Source organism: Streptomyces sp. XY431, from assembly GCF_001279805.1.
GTDB classification, from domain to species: Bacteria; Actinomycetota; Actinomycetes; order Streptomycetales; family Streptomycetaceae; genus Kitasatospora; species Kitasatospora purpeofusca.
Map to the genome: position 1 here is coordinate 1 of NZ_LGDO01000160.1, position 7,071 is coordinate 7,071.

The 7,071-nt window shown below is 71.6% G+C and carries 5 protein-coding genes; 1 reads left to right on the top strand and 4 read right to left on the bottom strand.

From position 1 onward, the window contains the following. Positions 1-113: 113 nt before the first annotated feature. From ADK60_RS18230 to ADK60_RS18240, 3 genes are all read right to left on the bottom strand, one after another. A complete protein-coding gene (locus ADK60_RS18230; protein ID WP_053647294.1) occupies positions 114-458 on the bottom strand; it encodes an FmdB family zinc ribbon protein in 345 nt (114 codons plus the stop codon). 114 nt (positions 459-572) lie between these two features. Beyond that, positions 573-1,913 carry an MFS transporter gene (locus ADK60_RS18235; RefSeq protein WP_053647300.1) on the bottom strand — a complete coding sequence of 447 codons (1,341 nt, stop codon included), beginning with the start codon at positions 1,911-1,913 and terminating at the stop codon, positions 573-575. Positions 1,914-2,252: 339 nt separating this feature from the next. Next, positions 2,253-3,743, bottom strand: a complete 1,491-nt coding sequence (locus ADK60_RS18240) for a potassium/proton antiporter (RefSeq protein WP_079008475.1) — start codon at positions 3,741-3,743, stop codon at positions 2,253-2,255. A 309-nt stretch (positions 3,744-4,052) separates the two neighbouring features. Here ADK60_RS18240 and ADK60_RS18245 point away from each other — a divergent pair, with 309 nt between their 5' ends. Then, the gene (locus tag ADK60_RS18245) at positions 4,053-6,773 is read left to right on the top strand and encodes a penicillin acylase family protein (protein ID WP_053647298.1); all 2,721 of its coding nucleotides are present in this window, start codon (positions 4,053-4,055) and stop codon (positions 6,771-6,773) included. Positions 6,774-6,876: 103 nt separating this feature from the next. Here the strand turns inward: ADK60_RS18245 and ADK60_RS18250 are convergent. After that, the coding region (locus tag ADK60_RS18250) for a 5-formyltetrahydrofolate cyclo-ligase (RefSeq protein ID WP_234371135.1) at positions 6,877-7,071 on the bottom strand (195 nt) is incomplete at its 5' end.

Here is a 7,071-nt window from a genome sequence, read left to right on the forward strand (position 1 = left end):
GGGCACCCGCCCCCCAGGACACCCGCCCCGGAACGCGCGAAAGGCCCGCCGCACCCGTGGAGAACGGGAACGGCGGGCCGTCCGAGAAGCTGGCGCGGTGGCCCGGCCGAAGGTCAGCCGGCCGCCGGAGCGGGGCTGGCGGCGGGGGCCGAGGACCCCGAAGAACCCGAGGACCCCGAAGAACCCGAGGAGCCCGACGAGGACGAGCCCGCCGAGGAGCCCGAGGACGACGTCGACGAAGCGGACGACGACGAGCCGGAGCCCACCGAGCTGCTGGAGGAGGAGCGGCTGTCGGTCCGGTAGAAGCCGGAGCCCTTGAAGACGACACCCACCGCCGAGAAGACCTTGCGGAGCCGTCCCTGGCAGTCGGGGCACGTGGTCAGCGGCTCGTCGGTGAACTTCTGCACCGCCTCCAGGCCGTTGCCGCACTCGGTGCACTGGTACTGGTACGTGGGCACTTGTCTTCCTCCTGGCACTCTCGCCTGATGAGTGCTAACGATCCTCAATGATGCGGCATTCCGAAGGATCAGTCCAGCGACTCGAATGTGAGATGAGTCGGTTCCGGCCCCGGGTCAGCCCTTGACGGCCCCCACCAGCCCGGCGGGCGCACCGCGCTCCACCGAGCCGGCGACCACCGTGCTGCGCGTTCCGGCCGGCACCAGCAGCCCCCGCAGCGAGACCAGGGCGATCAGGCCGAGACCGGCACCGGCGACCGGCACCAGGAAGCCGACCGTCGGGCCCTGCGCGTCGATCAGCCGCCCGGCCGCTGTCGCGCCGGTCGCCAGGCCCAGGCCGATGGCACCGGTCAGCCAGGTGAAGGCCTCGGTCTTGGCGCCGTCCTCGACCAGCGTCTCGACCAGGGTGTAGCCGCTGATCAGGGTCGGTGCGATAGCCAGGCCGCAGACCAGCCCGGCGACCGACAGCGCGACCAGGTCGGGCATCGCCCACAGGGTCGAGCAGCCCAGCACCAGCAGGCCGTAGCTCATGACCATCCGCTGCTGGACCGACCGCCGCCAGGCGACCATGCCGTACAGCACGCCGGCCAGCATCGAGCCGCCGGCGAAGATGCCGTAGACCGTGCCCGCGGCGCCCGGCCGGCCGACCGAGTCGGCGAAGGCGTTCACCGAGACCTGCAGGCCGCCGAAGACGGCGCCCACGCCCAGGAAGGTGCCGGCCAGCAGCCGGACGCCGGGGGAGGCGAGGGCCGAGGCCTGCCGGACGCCGGGCTCGCGCACCACCCGGGCGGGCGCGGTGCGCCGCTGGGCCGCGAAGGCCAGACCGCCGACCAGGGTCAGCGCGGCCTCGGCGATCAGCCCGGTCGAGGGGTTGACCGAGGTGGCCACGGCGGCGGCCAGGATCGGGCCGACGACGAAGGTGAACTCGTCGGTCACGGACTCGAAGGCGAAGGCGGTGCTCACCTTGGCGGCGGAGGACGCGGAGGCGCCCTCGGCGGTGAAGGTGGAGATCCAGCGGGCGCGCACCATCGCGCCGATCTGCGGGACGCTCGCACCGGCCGGGGCGGCGGCCAGGAACAGGCTCCAGGCCGGCGCGTGCCCGAGGGCGAGCGCGATCAGCGCGCCGACCGAGGCCGCGTGCACCAGGACGGTCGGGACGAGCACGGCGGCCTGGCCGTACCGGTCCGCGAGCCGCCCGGTCTGCGGGCCGATCAGCGCCTGGGCGACGGCGGCGACGGCCGCGACCGTGCTGGCGGTGCCGTAGGAGCCGTGGGTGTCCTTGACCAGCAGCAGGATCCCCATGCTGAGCATCGCGTAGGGCAGCCGCGCGAGGAGCGCGGGGGTCAGGAACGTCCAGGCCCCGGGGGTGCGCAGCAGGGCCCCGTAGCCGACCCGGGCCGGCGCGGCGTCCGCGTTGACCGCGGCGTCGGCGTAACCCGTGGCGTCGGCCTCGGGCATGGCATTCTCGGCGTCCTCGACGCTCTCGACCGTTCGGCGGGCCGTCACGGTCGGTCCTTCCTGCTGCCTGGTAGCGCGGCAGGGCATGGGGTGGCCCCGACGGCGCCGAGAGTCGTCCTCTCGCGCGTCGACCGGGGTAGTTACCGGGCCGGTCCGGCGGTGGGCCGGGTCCGGGCCGCGGCCGCCGAGCGGTCGCGCCAACTCTGCTTCAGGCAGATGCTGGGGTGTGGTGTGTCAGCAAACAATGGTTATACGCGCGTAGATGTCGCGCTGGACTCGACACTACAGGACGGATCCAAAGTTGTCCTGTTAAGTCAAGGTGAACTCCGCGCGAGACCTTCAGGTCCCGCGCCCGTGCAGCCAGTCGGCCAGCTTGCCGCCCTTGTCCACGGCCCGCAGTCGCCGCTCGGCCGCCTCGCCCACCGCGTCCGTGGTGACGACCAGCAGCTCGTCGCCGCCGCGCAGCACGGTCGTCTTGTCGGGCACGAAGCTGCTCCCCTCCCGCACCACCAGGGTGACCGCCGCCCCGGTCGGCAGCCGCAGCTCGCCGATCTCCACGCCGGACATCCGGGAGTCCGGCGCCAGTGCGACCGACAGCAGGTGCCCGTGCAGCTTCTCCAGCGGGGCCGACTCGATGCCGAGGTCCTGCCCCATCGAGCCGTCGCCGATCCGCAGGCCCTTGGCGACCCAGGGCAGGGTCGGCCCCTGGAGCAGGGTGAAGACCACGACCAGGATGAAGACGATGTTGAAGACGTCCTGGGCCATCGGCGCGCCGGACACCATCGGGATGGTGGCCAGCACGATGGGCACCGCCCCGCGCAGGCCGGCCCAGCTGAGCAGGGCCTGCTCGCGCAGCGGCAGCCGGAACGGGGTGAGCGTGAGCACCACCGAGAGCGGCCGGGCGACGAAGACCAGCACCGTGCCGATCACCAGCGCCGGTACCACGGCCGAGCCCATCGACTCGGGGGCGCAGAGCAGGCCGAGCAGCACGAACATGCCGATCTGCCCGATCCAGGCCAGGCCGTCGGCGAAGCCCCGGACGGCGGGGCCGTGCGGCAGCTTGGAGTTTCCGAGGATCACCGCGGTGACGTAGACGGCGAGGAAGCCGGAGCCGTGCAGCAGCGCGCCGCCGGCGTAGGCGAGCACGGTGAGGGCCAGCACTGCGATCGGGTAGAGGCCGGAGGACGGCAGGGCGACGCGCTTGACGCCGTACGCGCCGAGCTTGCCGACCGCGACGCCGACGGCCAGACCGATCGCCAGCTCGCCGAGGATCGTGCCGATCAGGACGTACCACGGGTCCGGCTCGCCGACGGTGGCGAAGGCGACGACCAGGATGACCACCGGCGCGTCGTTGAAGCCGGACTCGGCCTCCAGCAGACCGGTCAGCCGGCGCGGCAGTGGCACCGTCCGCAGCACCGAGAAGACGGCCGCGGCGTCCGTGGACGAGACGATCGCGCCGAGCAGCAGCGAGGTGCGCCAGTCCAGGCCGACCAGCCAGTGGGCTCCGGCCGCGGTGACGAAGACGCTGATCCCGACGCCGACGGTGGCGAGCACGGTGGCGGCCCCCATCACGGGTCTGGCCTCGCGCCAGTTGGTCTTGAGGCCGCCCTCGGCCAGGATCACCACCAGGGCCGCGTAGCCGAGCACCTGGGTGAGCTCGGCGTTGTCGAAGGAGATGCCGAGGCCGTTCTGACCGAGCGCCACCCCGATGCCGAGGTAGATCAGCAGACTGGGCAGGCCGGATTTCGTGGAGACGCGCACGGCGACCACCGCGACCAGCAGGATCACGGAGAACTCGAGCAGCAGCTGGTTCAGGTGGTCGACATTCACGCAGGGGCACCTCGGACGTGGCGGGGGCGGACGGGGTCCCGACAGGGGTGGCGACCGGGGGCGCCAATTACTCCCCTTGCGGATCGTTACTCAGTCTAACATTTTGCCAGATCTTTAGGTTCACTGGCCACGCGTTCCCTCGGCCCGGGCTTCCGACCTCCTCCTGACCTCCTTCTGACCTCCTCCGATCCCACCGTGAGCGTCCCCCGTGCACGGCCGCCAGCCGAGTCGGCCTAATGTGGTGCCCTGTCACGGCCCCGTGCCCTTGACATGTCCGCCCGCCCCCCAGTGAGGACCGCAAGGACCCAGATGCCCCGCTCGAAAAAGTTCCGGCGCGCCCGTCTGATCGTGATCGTGCTGGTCGTACTGCTGGTGGCCGGCGCCGGCTACGGCGGCTACCGGGGGGTGGCCGCGGTCCGCGCGTCCTTCCCGGAGGTCGACGGCAGCGTCAAGGTGGCGGGCCTGAGCGCGCCGGTCGACGTGAAGCGGGACGCCAACGGCATCCCCCAGCTCTACGCCGACAGCTCCGAGGACCTCTTCCGGGCCCAGGGCTACGTCCAGGCCCAGGACCGGTTCTGGGAGATGGACGTCCGGCGGCACATCACCGCGGGCCGGCTCTCCGAGATGTTCGGCGACAGCCAGGTCGACACCGATGCCATGATCCGCACCATGGGCTGGCGCCAGGTGGCCCAGAAGGAGTTCGACACCGTCCTCGGTGCCGACACCAAGAAGAACCTCCAGGCCTACGCGGAGGGGGTCAACTCCTGGCTCGCCGAGCACCCGGGCGGCTCCGCCGCCTCGGTGGAGTACGGCGTGCTCGGCGTCGTCAACGGTGACTACGAGCCCGAGCAGTGGACCCCGGTCGACTCGGTGGCCTGGCTCAAGGCGATGGCCTGGGACCTCTCCGGGAACCTCCAGGAGGAGATCGACCGCTCGCTGCTCGCCCAGGACTTCAGCCCGGAGAAGATCGCCGAGCTGTACCCGGACTACCCGTACGCGCGCAACGGCACGATCGTGAAGACCGGCACCGTCAACGGCACCTCCTACAAGCCGGCCGACGGCTCGGCCCCGGCCGCCCAGGGGACCGCCGCCGGCACCGCCCAGGGCGCCGCCGCCACCTCGGCGCTGCTCAAGGGCGTCACCGACCGGATCGACGCGCTGCCCGAGCTGCTCGGCCGCAACGGCCAGGGCATCGGCTCCAACTCCTGGGTGGTGGCCGGCAGCCACACCACCACCGGCAAGCCGCTGCTGGCCAACGACCCGCACCTCGGCCCCGGCCTGCCCTCGGTCTGGTACCAGATGGGCCTGCACTGCCGGACGGTCTCCCCGACCTGCCAGTACGACGTCTCCGGCTTCACCTTCGCCGGCATGCCCGGGGTGGTCATCGGCCACAACAAGGACATCGCCTGGGGCTTCACCAACCTCGGCGCCGACGTCACCGACCTCTTCCTGGAGAAGGTGACCGGCCCCGAGACCTACCTGGTCGACGGCAAGGAGAAGAAGTTCGAGCTCCGCAAGGAGACCATCAAGGTCGCCGGGGGCGAGGACCGCACCATCACCGTCCGCACCACCGAGACCGGCGCCCCGCTGATCTCCGACCCGAGCACCGAGCAGCAGAACGTCGGCAAGTACGCGCCCAACGGCGCCTCCGCCCCGGACCGGGGCACCGGCGGCTACGGCGTCGCCCTGCAGTGGACCGCGCTGATCCCGGGCCGCACCATGGACGCCGTCTTCGCGCTCGACCGGGCGAAGAACTGGGACGACTTCCAGAAGGCCGCCGCCGACTTCACCGTCCCGTCGCAGAACCTCGTCTACGCCGACGCCAAGAACATCGGCTACCAGGCCCCGGGCTACATCCCGGTGCGCGGCAAGGGCGACGGCCGCTACCCGGCGCCGGGCTGGGACTCCGCCTACCAGTGGAAGAAGGACCCGGTCCCGTTCAGCGCCATGCCCTGGAGCCTCAACCCGAGCAGCGGCTACATCGTCACCGCCAACCAGGCCGTGGTCGACCCGAGCTACAAGCCCGCGCTGACCACCGACTGGGAGTACGGCACCCGGGCCAAGGAGATCACCGACCAGCTGGAGGCCCGGCTGAAGAACAACGGCAAGATCTCGCCGGACGACATGCAGGACATGCAGCTCGACAACACCAGCATCCTGGCCAAGACCCTGGTCCCGATGCTGCTCAAGGTCGAGGTCGACGACCCCTACGTGCGCGAGGCGCAGGACCTGCTCAAGGACTGGAACTTCCACCAGGACGCCGACTCGGCCGCCGCCGCCTACTACAACGGCGTCTGGCGCCAGCTGCTCACCCTCGCCTTCGGCCAGAAGTTCCCGGCCGACCTGCGGGCCGAGGAGAACTGCCTGCTGGTCCGCCAGCAGATCGACCCGACCAGGCCGGACAGCAAGTCGAAGATCGTCACCGAGTGCGGCACCCGCGACCCGGGCAAGGCCCAGCCGGACGGCGGCGACCGCTGGAACGAGGTCGTCCGGCAGCAGCTGGAGAAGCCCGACAGCGGCTGGTGGACGTACATCGACTCCCAGCACAAGGAGCAGAAGGGCCTGGACAACCTGCTGCGCGAGGCGATGACCAACGCCCGCCAGGAGCTCACCTCGCTGCTCACCAAGGACATCACCACCTGGAGCTGGGGCCGGCTGCACAAGCTGGAGCTGCGGGAGCGCACCATGGGCTCGGACAGCTCCTCGATCGCCTCGGGCGTCGTCCACCAGCTGCTCAACCGCGGCCCCTACCGGCTCTCCGGCGGTTCGGCGGCGGTCGACGCGGCGGGCTGGAACGCGGCCGCCGGGTACCAGGTCGACTGGATCCCCTCGATGCGCATGGTGGTCGACCTGAACGACCTCGACGCCTCGCGCTGGATCATCGTCGGTGGTGCCTCCGGGCATGCCTTCCACGACAACTACAACGACCAGACCGACCTCTGGCTCAAGGGCAAACTGCTGAACTGGTCCTTCTCGCCGGACGCGGTCGAGAGGGCGACCAAGCACAAGCTGACGCTGACCGCAGGCTGACGCCCGCCCGCCGTCGAAGCCCCGTGCCCCCGGATCCGTCCGGGGGCACGGGGCTTCGTCATGCCTTCCGCCCGGGCCCTCCGCCGGCGCCCTCTGCCGCGCCTCACCCCAGCCGGTGGGTGCCGGAGGGGGTCAGCGCGAGGTCCACCGGCCGGTCGTGCGGTTCGGCCGGCACCCGCTCCAGCAGCTCGTGCTCGTACAGCAGCACGGCCAGCACCGGCCGTGCCCCGGCCCGCTCCAGCCGGGCCAGCACCCGGTCGTACGAGCCGCCGCCCCGCCCCAGCCGCAGCCGCGTCCG

Excerpts from the sequence above, each read along its gene's own strand:
- ADK60_RS18245 (WP_053647298.1), top strand. The coding sequence starts at position 4,053 with ATGCCCCGCTCGAAAAAGTTCCGGCGCGCCCGTCTGATCGTGATCGTG.
- ADK60_RS18235 (WP_053647300.1), bottom strand. The coding sequence starts at position 1,913 with ATGCCCGAGGCCGACGCCACGGGTTACGCCGACGCCGCGGTCAACGCG.